Here is a 16633-nt window from a genome sequence, read left to right as displayed (position 1 = left end):
CTGCATGTGAAATAAATAGAGCTTAGCCTTGAAATAAGGAATCTGTAATTTTCTGATTTTTCTCTGTTAAATGCTTTCAAATCCTTTATATTAGCTCTAATTTTTATGTTTCTTTAATTCTTATGATCAGTAATAAACAAACGGCAATTTTTTTAAATCAATTGCGGGAACAGTACCCGGCAGCATTTAAAAGAAATTATTTGTTTTACAGCATGATCAAAACTAAAGGAATTTTAGATGAACTGAAGGAGCTAATTCCCTGGGTTCTGGCCGCAATGATTTTTATCTCGCTTTCGATGAGTTTGGGTCATTTCATTGCTAGCCAATTTCCGCAATTCAATGCTTTTCGTGCCCAAGGCATTGCTGTGTTAGCCATTATGTTGTTGTTTATGCTTTATACGCCCGTGGTCATCAAACAGATCAAACATAGCTCTACTTCTTTATATCAGCAACTTCGCCATACTCCGGTTAAACTTGCGGTACTCATTGTGCTACAAGCCATCAATATCGCTTATATTGAAAGTACAGTTTTACAAATTATTCTTTTTTTCTTTGCCTTGAGTTTTGGTTTTGTTCGTTTTTATAAAGAAAATATGTTCCGTGAAGGTACACAAAACGAACAATATTTTTATCTGCAAGAAACCCGCCGCATTTGTTTTTGGGCCTATAAGCAGGTGTTAAAAATTCAGTTCAAAAGCCTATTTGTTAGCAAGAAATCAGCTGCACTGCACACGCTGCGACAACAAGAAAAACAGTTTATCGATCTGCACATACAACTGATTCGTTATGAAAATGAATTGTGTAAAACACATAAGCATATAGATGTCGAAACCTATCTGGATAGCTTGATGTAACTTTAAAAAATCAGCCTCGCTTAGTTTTACAATAGGTTTGTCACGACAAAAAATGGTCAAAACACTATTTTACAGTGATAAACACATGAATTGATTGAAAAGAAAGCAAATACACGGAAAGATACTTGCCAAGTTTTATTCCGTCCACTATTATTGCGCACATGCCCGAGTGGTGAAATCGGTAGACACAGGGGATTTAAAATCCCCCGCCCACAAAGCGTGCCAGTTCGAGTCTGGCCTCGGGCACCATTTTAATACTTTTAAAATGGTGCAATAAAAGACCCAGCAATAAGCTGGTTTTTTTATGCCTAAATAATTCAACAATAGTAAACTAATAAAAAAGACAAAATAAAAATGAAGCGATTTAAAACGTATTTCCTGCTGTATGCCAGCCTGTTGATATGGATGAGCACAAACCTGACTCATGCAGTACAAGCAATGGGAAAACCGCAACCCGCAAAGGTTTATGATTTATTTTCTGGTACCGTTCACGAAGAGCATGGACAACTTGTTTTAACTCATTGCACTTTATCTAAGTATGCCTATCCCCTGCACTTTAATCATCCAGAAGATGAAAAGCAGATTAAAAGCTTGCTGCGGAAAGCCCCGAACTTTTGGCTCAATTTAAGAGCACAGGCTTATACTGAAAACGAGAGATTTCATTTAATCTTAGATGAGATAGCCGAAATTCATCTTCAGGCCAGTTGGCATCTAAGCGATCTTTTGCCTAGTCAGGCCAAACTTTAAATATACAAAACTAACAAATAGAGAGTGACTTACCACTCTCTATTCGATACCAGTTCTTCCATTTCAATATCTATATAACCGTTATCTTGCACCACCATCATCATGGCTTCAGCAATATAATCGGCTGCCGTATCATCCAAGGAAGAATCCAAATCCTCAAATTGCGGTTTCATCTTATTGATCAAAGCCACTGTTTCAGCAGCAAAATGATAAATTTCAGCTTCAGATAAATCAGGCTTAGCCACTTTCTTTGCAAACTGTTTTATGGCCTGCTTGACTTCAGCCACAAGAATATCGGGATAATATTCATCATCAAACATCGGGAGAAGTAAATCTTCAAACATACAACACTCAAAAAAGACATGCATTAACGCGAGCTTGTATAACACAAAGCAACAAAATTACCAAACGCTACAATAAAAAAGGTGATTTCCCCCATTTTTATTGACATGTCTTTGAAGTAATTAAATATGAGTCAACAATTACACCTTAAACTAAAAAAGCTCGATACCTTATCGAGCTTTTTTATATACCTAGGTTATACACCCAGATTATTCATCGCCTGCCATACTTTAATGGCATCACTCATTGCCTTGACGTCATGTGCTCGTACCATGCAGGCCCCCTGTTGAATACTAAATAAATGAGCAGCAACAGAACCCATCGCACGATTTTGAGCATCCGCCCCACCCAGAGCTTCACCAATAAAGCGCTTCCGGGAAAGTGCCGATAGAATTGGATAACCCATATCATTCAATTTATAAAATTCATTTAACAGCTTCAAATTTTGCTGTGCATTTTTAGCAAAACCAAAGCCCGGATCAATCACAATATTTTCAGGTTTTACCCCAGCCTGTATTGCATCATCTACTCTCTGCTGTAGCTCTTTAATCACATCAGTGGTTACATCATCATACTGGTCTAAATTATTCATGGTGGTGGGTTCGCCACGCATATGCATAATAATCACAGGAATATTCAGTTCAGCAGCGGTTAGCAAGGCATGAGGACGGGTTAATGCACGCACATCATTCCAGATATGTGCCCCTGCTTGAACAGCAGCTTTTATCACTTCGGGTTGTGAGGTATCAATTGAAATAATGACATCATGCTTAGCCAATTCTTCAACTACAGGCACTACACGGCGTATTTCATCATCCACCTCCACCACAGAAGCACCGGGACGAGTTGATTCCCCCCCAACATCAATTATGCTTGCACCATCCTCTATCATCTGCAAGGCATACGCTATGGCTTGGTCTTTGGTATTATGCTTTCCGCCATCACTAAAAGAATCTGGAGTGACATTCAGAATCCCCATCACGTGGGGCTGAGACAAGTCCAACTTCATTTGACCACATTGCAGCATTCGATTAGGTAATGGCATCAATTGCATTATATTTCTCCTTCAAGCAATCCGGCTATTCTAACAACTCTACAATTTTACAGTCTGAAATCTTTTCAGACACCATTGCCTTATCCATAAAAAAAGAGCCTCATTTGAGACTCTTTTTTCTAACCATCCAACTTAGCTTGCTGGTAATGGTGGAGGAGTTGCAGGACCATCTGTTGGTGTTACATCAATCACCGGATTTTCAGCAACATATACTTTAGGTGGTTGTGGTTCACGACCTTCCATGATGTCACGGATTTGGTCACGATCAATGGTTTCCCACTCCATCAAAGCTTTCACCATGGCATGCGCAATCTCTTTGTGGTTTTCCAGAACCTCACGAGCAACTTTATACTGTTCATCCAGAATGCGGCGAACTTCGGCATCTACCTGCTGTTGCGTTGCTTCAGAAATGGTACGACTACCGACATTTCCAAAGAAACCGTTTTGGTTTTCATCTTCATAAACCATCACACCCATTCGGTCAGACATACCGTATTTAGTGACCATTGCACGTGCCATTTTAGTGGCACGTTCAAAGTCATTTGACGCACCTGTCGACATCTGATTAATAAACACTTCTTCGGCAATACGGCCACCAAATAAAATTGAAATTTCATTCAGCATTTTGTCTTTATAATGACTGATTGCATCTTGTTCCGGCAATTGCCAGGTCACGCCTAATGCCCAGCCTCGTGGCATAATGGTGACTTTATGTACAGGGTCAGTACCCGGCAAGATTTCTGCAACAATCGCATGACCCGCTTCATGGTAAGCAGTAGCACGACGTTCTTCTTCACGAATCACCATCGACTTACGTTCAGGACCCATATAGATCTTGTCTTTAGCATCTTCAAAGTCATGCATGTCGACTGTGTTCTTGTTACGACGGGCAGCAAATAACGCTGCTTCGTTTACAAGGTTCGCCAATTGTGCACCAGAGAAACCTGGTGTACCACGTGCCAGCACTCTGACATCCACACCCGTGTGTGAAGGCAATTTTTTCAAATGTACATTCAGAATCTGTTCACGGCCTTTAATGTCTGGAAGGCCTACCATCACCTGACGGTCAAAACGGCCAGGACGAAGCAAGGCTTTATCCAGTACATCGGCACGGTTGGTTGCAGCGATGACGATAATGCCTTCATTACCTTCAAAACCATCCATTTCTACCAGCATCTGGTTCAGTGTCTGTTCACGTTCATCGTGACCACCACCAGTACCTGAACCACGGTGACGACCGACTGCATCAATCTCATCAATAAAGATAATGCATGGGGCATGGCGTTTTGCCTGTTCAAACATGTCACGTACACGTGATGCACCGACACCCACGAACATTTCGACAAAGTCAGAACCTGAAATACTGAAGAACGGAACTTTTGCTTCACCTGCAATCGCTTTGGCAAGCAAGGTTTTACCGGTACCCGGAGGACCAACCATCAATACGCCTTTAGGAATACTTGCGCCCAGACGTTTAAATTTAGATGGATCTTTCAAGAAATCTACAATTTCAACAACTTCTTGTTTAGCTTCATCACAGCCAGCAACATCGCTAAAGGTGACTTTAATCTGGTCTTCAGAGAGCATTTTGGCTTTCGATTTACCAAAACTCATTGGACCGCTTTTACCACCTGCTCCACCACCCATGTTGCGCATAAAGAACATGAATAACAAAATGATCAAAAGTACAGGGAAGCTAGCGATAAGAAGTTGCATCAACAAACCTTGACGTTGCGGTGCAGTCCCTTCTACAACAACATTATGTTTGATGAGGTTTGGCATCAGTTCCGGGTCTTGAACCGCAGGACGAATACTTTCAAACTCTGAACCGTTTGTTTTTTCACCACGGATTCTTTCGCCATCAATGGTGACTTGCTTAATTTGACCAGCATTCACCGCTGAAACAAACTCTGAATAATTCATTGCTGTCGGTTGATTGCGGTCACTGATGTTACTGAAAATCAGAATCAGCACACCCAGTATAACCAGCCACAATACGGCATTCTTGAAGAGATCGCTCAAAGCTTTATTCCCATATCAATCTAATTTGATCATGCCCAAAAATGGGTGACCTTAATTTAAGCTGAAGATCAGCTTTGCAATATTTTAAAAATGTACAAAATGCACAATTTTTAACGTCTTGGCAAGTAAACTTTATGTAGAGGCCTTCTTACGACCTTGCCCGATTAAAAATACTTCTTTAGAACGGGCACGTGAAGCGGCAGGTTTTGCCGTCTTCAATACATCAAAACTATCTACAACTTGTTTACGGAATTCGTCAAATCCAGTGCCCTGGAAAACCTTGACGATAAATTGGCCTTTCGGTCCTAAAACCTTGTTGGCAAAATCTAAAGCCAGTTCACACAAGTAAATTTGACGCGGTTGATCTACAGCCTTATTACCTGATGTATTGGGGGCCATATCCGAAATTACAACGTCTACAGTCCGTCCGTTTAAAATATTTAACAATTTTTCAAAAACTTCTTCCTCACGGAAGTCACCTTGCAGGAAGGTCACATCCGGCAAGGCATCCATAGGTAAAATGTCGGAGGCAATCAACAAGCCTTTGTCACCGACTAATTTACCTGCAATTTGTGACCAACTGCCGGGTGCCGCACCCAAGTCAACCACAGTCATGCCCGGTTTAATAATTTTGTATTTTTCTTGAATTTCAAGAAGCTTATAAGCAGCACGCGCACGATAACCTTCCTTTTGTGCTCTCTTAACAAAAGGATCATCCAAATGCTCGCGCATCCACTCTCGACTACTTTTTGACAACTTCTGGTTGGTAATGCGTGTCGCCATAACTCTCTAAATAATAAAAAACTTCTAATAGGTGATTGTACGTGAAAAACATAGGCCTTGCAGTATACATCTGTATCTAAATCCAATCTTTGAAAGGTTTTTTTCAATAATTGAAATCGATTATTTCAACAGAATATAAAGCGTTTAAACTTGGCATTTGTTATACTAAGCCGTTTTTAAAATTAGGTTATCTTTATGGCGGCTTTATCTATTCAGGAACGTAAACGTTTACGTCAAATCGGACATGCATTAAACCCGGTGGTTATGCTAGGCGATAAAGGTTTGACTGAAGCTGTAGTCGAAGAATTAAACCGCGCTTTAAACGATCACGAATTGATTAAAGTGAAAATCGTAGCGGAAGATCGTGAAGAACGCGCATCTTTAATCGAAGATCTTTCAGCTCAAACTGGTGCTGAAGTTGTTCAAAAAATTGGTAAAATTGCGCTGATTTATAAAAAAGCGGCCAAACAGAATGCCAAATTATCCAACTTGGTTCGTCACGCTCATTTGTCTAACTAAGCAGATTTTATGGCAAGTTACGAACTTAGCGCCTTTGATCGTCGCTTTCAATCGATCTCCCTGGTTGCTGCGATTGAACAACAAAGCCCATATAGCTTAAATGTGGGCTACTGGTTACGCGACCCCAACCAGTTCATACAATGGCCTGAACTGGTTCAAGACTACCCTCGTCAAGATTTCTTATGGGAACACACCTGTTTTGAAATTTTTATTGGTGTACAGGGTGAGGATTTCTATCGCGAAATCAATCTGTCGCCTTCCCAAGCGTGGCAGGTCTATCAGTTTGAGGAATATCGCTATCCGGAAGATATGCCGCCTCAAGCCGCCGATGACATCGAACTGAACCAGCTTAAACGCACACATTATGGTTTAAATGTGAGCCTTGATTTAACCGAGTTTATGTTAAAGCACAAATTGCAATGGTCGGATTTGTTTCTGGGCTTAAGCGCTGTACTCAAAACCTCGCAAGGCGAACAATATTATGCCATGCAACACAGCAGTCCAAATGCGGACTTTCACAACAAGCGTGATTGGCTACATCAGTTCTAGAGCATAGCAGCAATATTCAAACAGTAAAAAAGTGAGGCAAAGTACCTCACTTTTTTATGTCTTCAATGTGTACCTAAAGAAAACTAGCATAGGGTCCTTCCTCGCCAGTATAAGTAGACATGTCTACTTATATGTCAGCTTTTTAAAGTAGGTTCGTCATCCGATTTCACTGACACCTTTTTCCACACATCTAAAGTATGTTCTTTAGAACGTTTTAAGGTTTCAGCCAGATGATCCTTATGTTTGACTGAAATTTGACTGACATCCTCTTTTAACTCTTTGCCAAGTTTCGATAAGTCTTCAATCACCGCATTAAATTCAGCTTTTACGAACTCTTTCAATTCTGCCAAATCTTTCTGTGAAAAATTGAGTTGCTTTTTAATGGTTTCAATACGCTGAAAAAGGTCTTGTTTTAAACTTTGAATCTGCTCTTGAACATTTGCCTGTACCTCCTTTGCTTCTGCTTTTACATTCTCAGTAGATTCTGTCACCGCTTCTGTCACTTTTTGCTGTGCTTCTTTAGATGCCTGTTCCAACTTGTCCGCACCTTCTGCAACCACTTCCTTTAAAGTAGTTTTTGCTTTTGTTGGCTTGTGTTCTAAGGTCATGATCTTTTTTCCTATAGTTATTACATGAGAGCTCTAGCGTATTCCGTTTTGATAAAATTTAAGTTTTGATTTGTTAGACAATTCTAATTTGCTTACATTTTACATACATAGATGCAGAAACAGACTTTAAGCCAAAAAGCAAGGGATTTATCTCATACTTTTGCTGTAAAGCCGTTGGACTTAAAGGCTATTTCTGCGTATAATGCCGTGTTAAGTTCAAGCGAGCAGACAAGGAGGATAGGTTTTATAATAGCCTTCCTTTTTTTTCGTCTACTCGCTTTTTTACAGCCTAAATTTCAGGAGCTTTGGTTTGAGCACCCCAGCAATTTTAGCCCTTGCCGATGGTACTATTTTTAAAGGTACTTCAATTGGCGCATCGGGTAGTACGACTGGTGAAGTCGTTTTCAACACTGCCATGACTGGCTATCAAGAAATTTTGACTGACCCTAGTTATGCACAACAACTTGTCACCCTAACTTATCCGCATATTGGTAATACAGGTTGTAATGATGAAGACGCTGAGTCAGGTCGAATTCATAAAGTATGGGCAAACGGATTGATCATTCGTGACCTGCCTTTATTGCATAGCAACTTCCGTTCAACTCAATCTCTAGGCGAATACTTACAACAGCACAATGTTGTGGCAATTGCTGACATCGATACGCGTAAACTCACTCGTATTTTACGTGATAAAGGCGCGCAGAATGGATGTATCCTTGCTGGCGAAAATATCACAGAAGAAGAAGCTTTAGAAAAAGCACGTGCGTTCGGTGGTCTTAACGGTTTAGACCTTGCAAAAGAATGCTGTGACCCTGAAGGTTTCGAATGGACTGAAGGCTCTTGGACACTTGGAAAAGGTTTCTCCCAACCTGAACTTAAATTCCATGTTGTTGCATACGATTACGGTGTCAAAACCAACATCTTACGTATGCTTGCAGACCGCGGTTGTAAACTGACTGTTGTTCCTGCACAAACTCCTGCTGCTGACGTGTTAGCGTTGAATCCAGATGGCGTGTTCTTATCAAACGGCCCTGGCGATCCAGCTGCATGTGACTATGCAATTGAAGCTGTAAAAACAATTGTAGAAACGACTGAAATTCCAGTATTTGGTATTTGTTTAGGTCACCAGATTCTTGCACTTGCCTCAGGTGCAAAAACTGTGAAAATGCCTCACGGTCACCACGGTGCCAACCATCCTGTACAAAATCTTGAAGATGGTACAGTGATGATTACTTCTCAAAACCACGGCTTCGCAGTAGATACAGATACGCTACCGGCTAACTTGAAAGCAACGCACAAATCACTGTTCGACCAAACCTTGCAAGGTATGCATCGCACAGACAAACCTGCGTTCAGCTTCCAGGGTCACCCTGAAGCAAGCCCTGGTCCACATGACTGCGCACCATTGTTCGATCATTTCATCGAACTTATCGAAGCATCTAAGAAGTAATTAAGGAAGCATCATGGCTAAACGTACAGACATTAAAAGCATCTTAATTATCGGTGCAGGTCCGATTGTGATCGGTCAGGCATGTGAGTTTGACTATTCAGGCGCGCAAGCGTGTAAAGCACTTCGTGAAGAAGGCTACCGTGTTATTTTGGTCAACTCTAACCCAGCGACCATCATGACTGACCCTTCTATGGCAGATGCAACGTACATCGAGCCAATTACCTGGCAAACTGTAGCTGCAATCATTGAGAAAGAACGCCCAGATGCAGTTCTTCCGACAATGGGTGGTCAAACTGCATTGAACTGTGCCCTTGCCCTGGACGAGCACGGCATTTTAGAAAAATACAATGTTGAATTGATCGGTGCGACCAAAGAAGCGATCGAAAAAGCTGAAGACCGTAAACTCTTCGACCAGGCAATGCGTAAAATTGGTCTTGAATGTCCAAAAGCTGACGTTGCTGAGTCAATGGAACACGCACTTGAAATTCAAGCCCGCTTCGGCTTCCCGGTCATTATCCGTCCATCATTCACCATGGGTGGTTCTGGTGGCGGTATCGCGTATAACCGTGAAGAATTCATTGAAATCTGTGAACGCGGTTTCGATCTTTCTCCAACGAAACAGTTATTGATTGATGAATCACTCATTGGCTGGAAAGAGTACGAGATGGAAGTTGTTCGTGACAAAAACGACAACTGTATCATCGTATGTACAATCGAAAACTTTGACCCAATGGGCGTGCACACAGGTGACTCCATCACTGTTGCTCCTGCTCAAACGCTTACAGACAAAGAATTCCAGTTACTGCGTAACGCTTCTTTAGCTGTACTTCGTGAAATTGGTGTTGAAACTGGTGGTTCGAACGTTCAGTTCGGTATTAACCCGAAAGACGGCCGTATGGTTGTGATCGAGATGAACCCTCGTGTTTCTCGTTCATCTGCATTGGCATCTAAAGCAACTGGTTTCCCGATTGCGAAAATTGCTGCGAAACTGGCTGTGGGTTACACCCTTGATGAGTTGAAAAACGACATCACTGGTGGTACAACACCTGCATCATTCGAACCTGCAATTGATTACGTTGTTACCAAGATTCCTCGTTTCAACTTCGAGAAATTCCCACAAGCGGACGCAACTTTAACCACGCAGATGAAATCTGTAGGTGAAGTGATGGCGATTGGTCGTAACTTCCAAGAGTCTATGCAAAAAGCACTTCGTGGTCTTGAAGTGGGTGCTTGCGGCTTTGATGAAAAAATCGAAGTGGGTACTGAAGGCGCGAAAGAAAAGATCCTGCAAGAACTTAAAGTTCCAGGTCCTGAGCGTATCTGGTACGTAGGCGATGCATTCCGTCACGGTTTCACCCTAGACGAAGTATTTGCTGCAACAAATATTGACCGCTGGTTCTTGATCCAGATCGAAGACATCATCAAAACTGAAAACCAAATCAAAACTTTAGGTTTTGGTGACTTAAATGCCGACAATATCCGTGCATTTAAACGCAAAGGTTTGTCAGATCTTCGTATCGCTGGCTTGATGGGCATTTCACAAAAACAATTCCGTAAACATCGTTGGAACCTGGGTGTGACTCCAGTTTACAAACGTGTAGATACCTGTGCCGCTGAATTCGAATCTGATACAGCGTACATGTACTCAACTTACGATGAAGAATGTGAAGCGAATCCTTCAACTCGCGACAAGATCATGGTCATCGGTGGCGGCCCTAACCGTATTGGTCAAGGTATCGAGTTCGATTACTGCTGTGTACACGCTGCCCTTGCCATGCGTGAAGACGGTTATGAAACCATCATGGTGAACTGTAACCCTGAAACGGTTTCTACAGATTACGACACTTCTGATCGTTTGTACTTCGAACCAATTACGTTGGAAGATGTACTTGAAATCGTGCGTGTCGAGAAGCCTAAAGGCATTATCGTACAATACGGTGGTCAAACACCTTTGAAATTGGCTCGTGCTTTGGAAGAAGCTGGTGCGCCAATTATTGGTACATCACCTGATGCGATTGACCGTGCAGAAGACCGTGAACGTTTCCAGCAAATGATTCAACGTCTGCAACTTCGTCAGCCGAACAACAGCATCGTAAAATCTGCTGAAGAAGGTATGGCTGAAGCGGCGAAAGTTGGCTACCCACTGGTGGTGCGTCCTTCTTACGTTCTTGGTGGTCGTGCGATGGAAATCGTCTACAATGATGACGAATTGAAACGCTACCTACGTGATGCGGTTCAGGCATCGAACGAAGCGCCTGTTCTTCTTGACCACTTCCTTGATGATGCCATCGAAGTTGACGTGGACTGCGTATCTGACGGTAAAGACGTTGTGATCGGCGGTATCATGCAGCACATTGAACAAGCCGGTATTCACTCAGGTGACTCTGCATGTTCGATTCCTCCTTACTCTTTATCTCAAGAAGTACAGGACGAAATGCGTCGTCAAACGATTGCCATGGCGAAAGAGCTTGGCGTAATCGGTTTGATGAACGTTCAGTTTGCGGTTAAAGGCACTGATGTTTACATTCTTGAAGTGAACCCACGTGCGTCTCGTACTGTACCGTTCGTTTCTAAGTGTATCGGTGAATCTTTAGCGAAAGTTGCTGCACGTTGTATGGCGGGTCAATCTCTAGAATCTCAAGGATTCACTTCAGAGATTATTCCTGAACACTTCTCTGTAAAAGAAGCGGTGTTCCCATTCAACAAATTCCCGGGTGTTGACCCAATCCTTGGCCCTGAGATGAAATCGACTGGCGAAGTGATGGGTGTAGGTAAAACATTCGGCGAAGCATTCTACAAAGCTGTACTAGGCGCGAATGAACGCTTACCTGGCCTTCCAACCGAAGGTGAAGTGAAGCATGCATTCATCTCTGTACGTGATTCTGACAAGCCTCGTGCTGTTGGTATTGCGAAGCAGCTAGCTGGTTTCGGCTTCAAAATTCTTGCGACTGGCGGCACGTATGACGTGATTAAAGCAGCAGGTATTGAATGTGAACGTGTGAATAAAGTAACTGAAGGCCGTCCAAATATTGTTGACCGCTTGAAAAATGGCGAGATTCACCTCATTATCAATACAACTGAAGGCAAACAAGCTCAGCAGGATTCATTCTCGATCCGCCGCTCTGCTCTTCAAGGTAAGGTGTATCACACAACAACTTTGAATGGCGCAGACGCTGTATGTCAGGCTTTAGCAATTAAATTGCCGATGGATGTTTACCGCTTGCAAGACCTTACCAAAGGTTAATTAAGTTACCGAGAAGTCCCGCTACCTCTCGGTGGCGGGCTTTTTTTATTTATAAACCAGCTGTATTTTTTTTAATTTAACTTAGAGGGACAACAATGCAACGTTATCCTATGACTCCTGAAGGCAAAATTGCCCTAGAGAAAGAATTACACCAACTAAAAAGTATTGACCGTCCACGTATTACTGCAGCGATTGCTGAAGCACGTGAACATGGGGACTTGAAAGAAAATGCAGAGTACCACGCAGCGCGTGAACAGCAAGGCTTTTGTGAAGGTCGTATTCAGGACATCGAAGGTAAACTCGGTGCGTGCCAAGTCATTGATGTAAAAACGCTTGAGCAAAATGGCCGTGTGGTTTTTGGTGTAACGGTAACGATTGAAAATATCGACACAGAAGAACAGAAGACTTACAAAATTGTTGGCGATGACGAAGCGGACTTTAAGATCAACAAGATCTCAGTAAACTCTCCGATCGCACGTGGCCTGTTGGGTAAAAACGAAGGCGACGAAGTGAAAATCGTTACTCCGCAAGGCGAAGTTGAATACGAAATTGTGAAAGTTGAATATATCTAAGTTTTAAATAGATATTTTAAGCTGTAAAACCCCCTCGGATGAGGGGGTTTTTTATATTCAGTGCATATTCAGCCTTCTGCTACAGAAAGCTGAGTTCCAGCTTATTTTAAAAGTCCCGATGCAAATAACTGAAATGCATGTAATGCCTCAGGCAGGACCTTGTCAGGATGCTCACTTGAGGCGACCCACAGTGCCGCATTCATGGCAGCACCATTTAAAAATACGGCCGCTGCAATTAAATCGGAAGATTTACTCTTTGTCTCTGGACAAGTTGGTAGCCGCGAAGATGGTAGCCCTGAACCTGATTTTGAAAAACAGCTAGAGTTAGCCTTTAGCAATCTCAGCAATACACTGGCTGCAGCAAGTTGCAGCTTCGATAATATTGTTGATATCACCACCTTTCATACCGATCCTGAACAGCAATTTAAAACCATTATGAAAGTTAAACACTAGATTTTTACACAAAAGCCTTACCCGAACTGGACGGCGGTTGGCGTGACCTGACTCGCTGGCTTTGACTTCGAAATCAAAGTGATCGCTCGTATTCCTTCACAAGCCATTAAAATTAACCTCTAAGCTTTTATCTCCTGACTTTTAACACGACTACAACCCTGCCCGATTGCAGTCCAATTGGGTATAATTCCTTGTCCTTTTAACCTATGATTCTTTTATGTCTGAAAAGTTAATTAATTCCCCTGTGAATCACTGGTGCGAATTCGAATTCATCTCGAAAACGGTGAAGAATCCAAACATTCATATCAAGGGCAATTACAGCTATTACTCAGCCTATTGGGATCAGGGATTTGAGCGTTGTGTGGTGCGTTACCTGCATGACAAGGCCGCTACATCAGAAAAGCCTATCGATCAGCTTTATATCGGCAACTTTGTCTGTTTTGGCGCAGAGTGCGTGATCATGATGGGTGGCAACCAGTTGCACCGTACCGACTGGATTTCAGCCTTTCCATTCGATACCCGTAGTTTTGTGCCTGCGGGTGACACCGTGATTGGTGATGGTTGCTGGATTGGCTCTCGTGCCATGATTATGCAAGGCGTGAAGCTGGGTGAAGGTGCTGTGGTTGCTACAGGTGCAGTGGTCACCAAAGACGTACCACCTTATGCTGTGGTCGGTGGCGTGCCTGCAAAAATTATTAAATACCGTTTTCCTTCTGATGCTATAGAAAAACTGCTTTCCCTTAAGCTCTATGACATGGATGAAAAGCTGTTTTTAAAAATGCGTGAGCAGTTGCAGACGGATGAGGTTGATTCTATTGTTAAATTTTTTCAACCTAATAATTAATCATCCGTATCAAAATTCGTTTTTAAATAATTTAGGTATTGAGATAAAAATAGATGATCATCCATATTATTTACAGGTGATAAAGCATATTTGTTCAAGAATTCTGCTCTTCTTTCAACGTAATTATGGATATGATACTGGGTTTTACTGACCATCAACTCTTTAATTTCTGAATAAAAATCAACTACGACCTTTAATTCAATTTTGTAATGTTCATTAACTATCAATCTAAATTTTTCAATATCATAATTTTGTTCAGGAACAGCTGAAATATTTTGATTCCCACTTTCTAATTTTACAACTCTTACATATATTTCACTCAACTTCCTTAAAAGATCCCGCTTATTACTAGCAATAGCTAACGCTAAAAATATATTTTTTTCTATCGATTTCGTTTTCAATAATGCATAAATATTAATTTTCCGCTTTAATTCTCTATTATTTAAATTTTCAACCACCGCTTGGTGAAAAATAAAGTGAATATCAGAACAATCCTCTCCTATTGATATAAAATTTTTTGCAACAATCTCATAAGCATTTTTCGTGCTTTCCTGAATACTCTTATTTGAAATCAGTGGAATTTCAAAATCTACAAACTTTTCCAAATATATTGTTGATTCATCCTCACCATAACCATAAATATGCCTTATACCACTAACAAACTGAGGCTTATTCACCACTAAAATAAAAACAATTTTTGGAATATCAAAAAAATGCTTAATCCTTTCAATTAAACGAATTGAAAAATCAGGACGACAACGATCAAGCTCATCAATAATGAATACTAATGGTTTATCTAAATCTTCAGCTAGTTGAGATAGTTGCTGTTTAAATGCTAATAAAGTATTTTTATCTGCTTCATGTGCTTCTATTTTTTCTTCAATGCTTTCTTTTATTTTATCGCCTATTTCATCAGTTGCAGACTCAACAACTTTCTCTCCAACCTTATAAGCCTCTTGTACAGCTGTACCTAAAACTCCACCACTAATTAAATTCAATCCTAAAGTTAATAGAACCTTAGGTAAACTAGGTAACAATGCGTGATATGCAGCTGCAGCTTTTCCTTTAAAAGCATCTATATGTTTTTGGTCAAGATCACAATCTTTAGATAAACAACTTGTGATCTCAGAACTAATCACTAAAAAAGGATCATCTAAATAATCATTTGCAAAAGCATCTAAATAAATAACATTATGCTTTTCATCTTCCAAATGCTTTTTCCAGTGCCTTACAAACCATGTTTTACCTTCCCCCCAACGTGCATCTAATGCCAAAACAGCACCACATTGCAAACGATCTACATAGTTAGTCAGTTGTTCCCCTAAACGTTTCCGATCCCATAAATCCCCTTCCCAAGCTTCATTAATATTTTCAAAATTGTCACGTTGCCAATTTAATTGATCTTTTTCATGCATTTTTTAATTCATTATTAATAAGTTACTACATTTATGATATGACAATTTTAAACAACTGTTCACATCTATTTTTACAGATAGTTGCAAATAAAAAATCTGCTTACAATTTCCTCAGACTTTAGTTTTAAGCCCGCTAGTTTTTAAACAAAATCATGATAGATTAAATTATAAAATTGTTTTAGGGAATAAATTATCCCCATGAAATTACTAGGTTTTATTTTAATAGAAATACAGCTAGTATCAAATTTCAAACGTTTTTATTGAACAAGAAGTTCTAGTCTTAATACGATACATTTTAGTAAGGATTATAAGGAGAAATACACATGGCTTATCAAAATATCTTAGTACCAGTTGACGGTTCAGAAACAGCTTATGCAGCAGTGGCTAAAGCAGCTGAGTTTGCTAAAGCATTTGGCAGCAAAATTACAGTAGTTCAAGTTTTAGCACTTGATCCGTATATCGCAGCAGAATACATTTCTGCTAGCCAAACCAATGACTTGATTGAACGTGCTCGTAATGCGATTGTTGATTCGCTAGCAGCAGCAAAGGCAAAATTCAATGAACAAGGCCTTGAAGTAGAAACTAAACTTCTTGAAGGACAAGTGATTCACCGTGAAATTGTGAGAGCTGCTGAAGATAGCCATGCTGATTTGATCATCATTGGTTCACATGGCCGTACAGGTCTGAAAAAATTGTTCTTGGGTAGCGTTGCTCAAAGCGTACTCGGAGAATCTCATATTCCGGTGCTGATTGTTCGCCAATAATATTCCCTTATATTTCCCATCTTTAACTAAAGGTGGGAAAATTTTATTCTGATCATCTACAGTTTCTATCAACTATTCATCCACTGATATTGTTTTAAATTAATTTTATCTCCAATCACCATTACCCCTTCTGCCACTAATTTTAATCGTTGAATATTTTCTCCGCTTTCATTTAATTTGCTTAGGCTAATTTTTCCTTGAGAATTGATAACCCTATGCCAGGGAATTTCCGCCTCTGCATCCAGATGTTTTAATACATAACCGACTAAACGCGCATGTTTGGGCAAACCTGCCATACGGGCAATCTGTCCATAACTGGCCACTTTAGCATATGGAATTAAGGCAACCACTTGCAGAATTTGACGCGCCAACTCATCACTGGAGCGACCTGAATGTTCTGGCATATAAGCTCC

Annotated in this window: 16 protein-coding genes, 1 tRNA gene and 2 pseudogenes; 11 read left to right on the top strand and 8 right to left on the bottom strand. The window is 40.8% G+C overall.

Annotated elements, in window-relative coordinates:
• Window positions 1-122: 122 nt before the first annotated feature.
• The 3 genes from ABJ384_RS04335 (at window position 123) to ABJ384_RS04325 (ending at window position 1601) form a co-directional block, all read left to right on the top strand.
• Window positions 123-854 (top strand): hypothetical protein, encoded by a 732-nt coding sequence (locus ABJ384_RS04335; protein ID WP_349929059.1) that lies wholly within the window; start codon window positions 123-125, stop codon window positions 852-854.
• Between the two features lie 163 nt (window positions 855-1017).
• A tRNA-Leu gene (locus tag ABJ384_RS04330) sits at window positions 1018-1103 on the top strand.
• Between the two features lie 105 nt (window positions 1104-1208).
• The gene (locus tag ABJ384_RS04325; RefSeq protein ID WP_349929058.1) at window positions 1209-1601 is read left to right on the top strand and encodes a hypothetical protein; all 393 of its coding nucleotides are present in this window, start codon (window positions 1209-1211) and stop codon (window positions 1599-1601) included.
• A 29-nt stretch (window positions 1602-1630) separates the two neighbouring features.
• Here the strand turns inward: ABJ384_RS04325 and ABJ384_RS04320 are convergent, their stop codons facing one another.
• From ABJ384_RS04320 to rlmE, 4 genes are all read right to left on the bottom strand, one after another.
• A complete protein-coding gene (locus tag ABJ384_RS04320; RefSeq protein ID WP_349929057.1) occupies window positions 1631-1945 on the bottom strand; it encodes a DUF5713 family protein in 315 nt (104 codons plus the stop codon).
• Window positions 1946-2139: 194 nt separating this feature from the next.
• Window positions 2140-2997 (bottom strand): dihydropteroate synthase, encoded by an 858-nt coding sequence (gene folP, locus ABJ384_RS04315; protein WP_349929055.1) that lies wholly within the window; start codon window positions 2995-2997, stop codon window positions 2140-2142.
• Between the two features lie 132 nt (window positions 2998-3129).
• The gene (gene ftsH / locus ABJ384_RS04310) at window positions 3130-5019 is read right to left on the bottom strand and encodes an ATP-dependent zinc metalloprotease FtsH (protein ID WP_166167460.1); all 1890 of its coding nucleotides are present in this window, start codon (window positions 5017-5019) and stop codon (window positions 3130-3132) included.
• A 132-nt stretch (window positions 5020-5151) separates the two neighbouring features.
• Window positions 5152-5802: a 23S rRNA (uridine(2552)-2'-O)-methyltransferase RlmE gene (rlmE, locus tag ABJ384_RS04305; protein WP_086196272.1), complete on the bottom strand. Its 651-nt coding sequence runs from the start codon at window positions 5800-5802 to the stop codon at window positions 5152-5154.
• A gap of 195 nt (window positions 5803-5997) precedes the next feature.
• On the opposite strand from rlmE, the gene yhbY reads away from it, so the two are divergent.
• The gene (gene yhbY, locus ABJ384_RS04300; RefSeq protein WP_086199214.1) at window positions 5998-6321 is read left to right on the top strand and encodes a ribosome assembly RNA-binding protein YhbY; all 324 of its coding nucleotides are present in this window, start codon (window positions 5998-6000) and stop codon (window positions 6319-6321) included.
• Window positions 6322-6330: 9 nt separating this feature from the next.
• Entirely contained in the window at window positions 6331-6870 is a 540-nt protein-coding gene (locus tag ABJ384_RS04295) for a DOMON-like domain-containing protein (RefSeq protein ID WP_086196274.1), read from the top strand.
• Window positions 6871-7004: 134 nt separating this feature from the next.
• Here ABJ384_RS04295 and ABJ384_RS04290 read toward each other — a convergent pair whose 3' ends face one another.
• Window positions 7005-7478: a hypothetical protein gene (locus ABJ384_RS04290; RefSeq protein ID WP_349929052.1), complete on the bottom strand. Its 474-nt coding sequence runs from the start codon at window positions 7476-7478 to the stop codon at window positions 7005-7007.
• Window positions 7479-7788: 310 nt separating this feature from the next.
• Here ABJ384_RS04290 and carA point away from each other — a divergent pair, with 310 nt between their 5' ends.
• The 3 genes from carA (at window position 7789) to greA (ending at window position 12744) form a co-directional block, all read left to right on the top strand.
• Window positions 7789-8928 carry a glutamine-hydrolyzing carbamoyl-phosphate synthase small subunit gene (gene carA / locus ABJ384_RS04285; protein WP_200222965.1) on the top strand — a complete coding sequence of 380 codons (1140 nt, stop codon included), beginning with the start codon at window positions 7789-7791 and terminating at the stop codon, window positions 8926-8928.
• Window positions 8929-8941: 13 nt separating this feature from the next.
• Window positions 8942-12172, top strand: coding sequence for a carbamoyl-phosphate synthase large subunit (gene carB, locus ABJ384_RS04280; RefSeq protein WP_349929050.1), 3231 nt, complete (start codon window positions 8942-8944; stop codon window positions 12170-12172).
• 95 nt (window positions 12173-12267) lie between these two features.
• Window positions 12268-12744 carry a transcription elongation factor GreA gene (greA, locus tag ABJ384_RS04275; protein WP_086196278.1) on the top strand — a complete coding sequence of 159 codons (477 nt, stop codon included), beginning with the start codon at window positions 12268-12270 and terminating at the stop codon, window positions 12742-12744.
• A gap of 101 nt (window positions 12745-12845) precedes the next feature.
• Here greA and ABJ384_RS04270 read toward each other — a convergent pair.
• Window positions 12846-12977 (bottom strand): annotated as a pseudogene (locus ABJ384_RS04270) (TetR/AcrR family transcriptional regulator); the annotation flags it as partial.
• Between ABJ384_RS04270 and ABJ384_RS04265 the strand changes: the two are divergent.
• Window positions 12946-13248, top strand: a pseudogene (locus ABJ384_RS04265) (RidA family protein). The pseudogenes ABJ384_RS04270 and ABJ384_RS04265 sit on opposite strands and share 32 nt — an antisense overlap.
• Before the next feature lie 166 nt (window positions 13249-13414).
• A complete protein-coding gene (locus ABJ384_RS04260; RefSeq protein ID WP_349929048.1) occupies window positions 13415-14041 on the top strand; it encodes a CatB-related O-acetyltransferase in 627 nt (208 codons plus the stop codon).
• On the opposite strand, the gene ABJ384_RS04255 is transcribed toward ABJ384_RS04260, so the two are convergent.
• Complete coding sequence (locus ABJ384_RS04255; RefSeq protein WP_349929046.1) at window positions 14038-15456, bottom strand: P-loop NTPase fold protein; 1419 nt, start codon at window positions 15454-15456, stop codon at window positions 14038-14040. The two genes, ABJ384_RS04260 and ABJ384_RS04255, sit on opposite strands and share 4 nt — an antisense overlap.
• Window positions 15457-15779: 323 nt before the next feature.
• Between ABJ384_RS04255 and ABJ384_RS04250 the strand changes: the two genes are divergently transcribed.
• Window positions 15780-16220: a universal stress protein gene (locus ABJ384_RS04250; protein ID WP_166167484.1), complete on the top strand. Its 441-nt coding sequence runs from the start codon at window positions 15780-15782 to the stop codon at window positions 16218-16220.
• A gap of 68 nt (window positions 16221-16288) precedes the next feature.
• Here the strand turns inward: ABJ384_RS04250 and ABJ384_RS04245 are convergent, their stop codons facing one another.
• A complete protein-coding gene (locus ABJ384_RS04245) occupies window positions 16289-16624 on the bottom strand; it encodes an MGMT family protein (RefSeq protein WP_166167487.1) in 336 nt (111 codons plus the stop codon).
• Window positions 16625-16633: the final 9 nt, after the last annotated feature.

The organism is Acinetobacter sp. A1-4-2 (genome assembly GCF_040233925.1).
Classification (GTDB): domain Bacteria; phylum Pseudomonadota; class Gammaproteobacteria; order Pseudomonadales; family Moraxellaceae; genus Acinetobacter.
Note: the sequence above shows the minus strand (reverse complement) of the source record. Positions and strands in the feature narration are given on the sequence as shown.

Bases quoted from the DNA above. Each gene is read 5' to 3' on its own strand.
- ABJ384_RS04250 (WP_166167484.1), top strand. From the start codon at position 15,780: ATGGCTTATCAAAATATCTTAGTACCAGTTGACGGTTCAGAAACAGCT.
- ABJ384_RS04245 (WP_166167487.1), bottom strand. From the start codon at position 16,624: ATGCCAGAACATTCAGGTCGCTCCAGTGATGAGTTGGCGCGTCAAATT.
- greA (WP_086196278.1), top strand. From the start codon at position 12,268: ATGCAACGTTATCCTATGACTCCTGAAGGCAAAATTGCCCTAGAGAAA.
- folP (WP_349929055.1), bottom strand. From the start codon at position 2,997: ATGCAATTGATGCCATTACCTAATCGAATGCTGCAATGTGGTCAAATG.
- ABJ384_RS04320 (WP_349929057.1), bottom strand. From the start codon at position 1,945: ATGTTTGAAGATTTACTTCTCCCGATGTTTGATGATGAATATTATCCC.
- ABJ384_RS04325 (WP_349929058.1), top strand. From the start codon at position 1,209: ATGAAGCGATTTAAAACGTATTTCCTGCTGTATGCCAGCCTGTTGATA.
- ABJ384_RS04335 (WP_349929059.1), top strand. From the start codon at position 123: ATGATCAGTAATAAACAAACGGCAATTTTTTTAAATCAATTGCGGGAA.
- carB (WP_349929050.1), top strand. From the start codon at position 8,942: ATGGCTAAACGTACAGACATTAAAAGCATCTTAATTATCGGTGCAGGT.
- yhbY (WP_086199214.1), top strand. From the start codon at position 5,998: ATGGCGGCTTTATCTATTCAGGAACGTAAACGTTTACGTCAAATCGGA.
- ABJ384_RS04260 (WP_349929048.1), top strand. From the start codon at position 13,415: ATGTCTGAAAAGTTAATTAATTCCCCTGTGAATCACTGGTGCGAATTC.
- ABJ384_RS04295 (WP_086196274.1), top strand. From the start codon at position 6,331: ATGGCAAGTTACGAACTTAGCGCCTTTGATCGTCGCTTTCAATCGATC.
- ABJ384_RS04290 (WP_349929052.1), bottom strand. From the start codon at position 7,478: ATGACCTTAGAACACAAGCCAACAAAAGCAAAAACTACTTTAAAGGAA.
- ABJ384_RS04255 (WP_349929046.1), bottom strand. From the start codon at position 15,456: ATGCATGAAAAAGATCAATTAAATTGGCAACGTGACAATTTTGAAAAT.
- rlmE (WP_086196272.1), bottom strand. From the start codon at position 5,802: ATGGCGACACGCATTACCAACCAGAAGTTGTCAAAAAGTAGTCGAGAG.